Source organism: Acerihabitans arboris (genome assembly GCF_010131535.1).
Lineage (GTDB): Bacteria > Pseudomonadota > Gammaproteobacteria > Enterobacterales > Enterobacteriaceae > Acerihabitans > Acerihabitans arboris.
In genome coordinates this window covers 1-1,148 of record NZ_WUBS01000054.1, presented here as the reverse complement: position 1 = coordinate 1,148, position 1,148 = coordinate 1, and the positions used below count along the sequence as shown (strand labels likewise).

Annotated in this window: 1 protein-coding gene; it reads left to right on the top strand. The window is 41.1% G+C overall.

Features of this window, described 5'->3' with window-relative positions:
• The first annotated feature begins 407 nt into the window (after window positions 1-407).
• Complete coding sequence (locus GRH90_RS25855) at window positions 408-1,043, top strand: DNA cytosine methyltransferase (RefSeq protein WP_162368814.1); 636 nt, start codon at window positions 408-410, stop codon at window positions 1,041-1,043.
• Window positions 1,044-1,148 lie beyond the last annotated feature (105 nt).

The window sequence follows — 1,148 nt, the reverse complement described above, 5'->3', positions numbered from 1 at the left end:
CGCAAGGCAGGAATGTTATCGGCAAAGAGTGCGTCAGATGACGCGATAATGAGCGGACGTTAAAACGATAAACAGTGGACAACGGAAACGTTGAAAAGGGGCCACCGCTTCACGATGTTGACAACAGTTTAATGGGGCGAAAATTAGAGGGATTTTGATCGGACAAAATGCCCAGAATCTTGAAGCTAAACATACGAATGTTGAGATCTTAAGTTGGGAACAAATATATAGTCAGTCACGAAGGGATCACCTCGAATTACTTGCTGCTATGCTCCATGGAGTGACTGAGCATTACGACGACGCTCGGGTGCAAGATGTTCTCGCGATGGGTGGAGAACAAACTAAGGAGCTCCTGAGCAAAGTGGCAAGCGCTCATTCCCCTTTAAGAGATTTGTTTGAAATAACAGATGAAACTATTAAAAGAAAAGAATCGAAATAAAATGAAAAAAAAATTTACCTCAATTGATCTATTTTGTGGCGGAGGAGGTTTATCCCAAGGTCTAGTTGATGCTGGCTTTTCCGTAAATGCCGCCATTGAATTAGATATGAACGCCGTAGATACGTATGAGCTGAATCACCCCAAGACCGTGATAATATCTAATGATATTAAATTTGTATCAGCAACAACAATAAAAAAATCTCTTAAAGGATCAAGTTTAGATTTATTGGCAGCGTGCCCTCCATGCCAAGGTTTTTCTTCATTAACTAGACCGCAGATAACTGAAGATCCTAGAAATAGCCTCATTATGGAGGTTGCAAGGTTAGTTAGAGATCTTTTGCCGAAAGTAGTAATGATTGAGAATGTCCCTGGGATCGAAAAGAGGGGACATTCTTACCTTTCTTCTTTTTTGGCTGAATTATCATCGTTAGGATACATTTATAACTATGGTGTATTACAAATTGCTGATTATGGTGTTCCCCAGTTTAGAAAAAGATTTGTTTTATTAGCAGGAAGAGGATTTGAGATCAAAATCCCAAAAAAAACTCATAGCGAAAATGGTAAAGAAGTTGGAACATCTGAATGGCCCCTAGTGTCAGGATAGATGTCACCCCCATCAAAAACTCCAATGGGGCGATGGGGACGCGATATGAAGCGCATTTCACCGGAGCGAAAGGCGGCCACACTGGCTAAACTTCTTCCTCCGTAT

Bases quoted from the DNA above. Each gene is read 5' to 3' on its own strand.
- GRH90_RS25855 (WP_162368814.1), top strand. From the start codon at position 408: ATGAAACTATTAAAAGAAAAGAATCGAAATAAAATGAAAAAAAAATTT.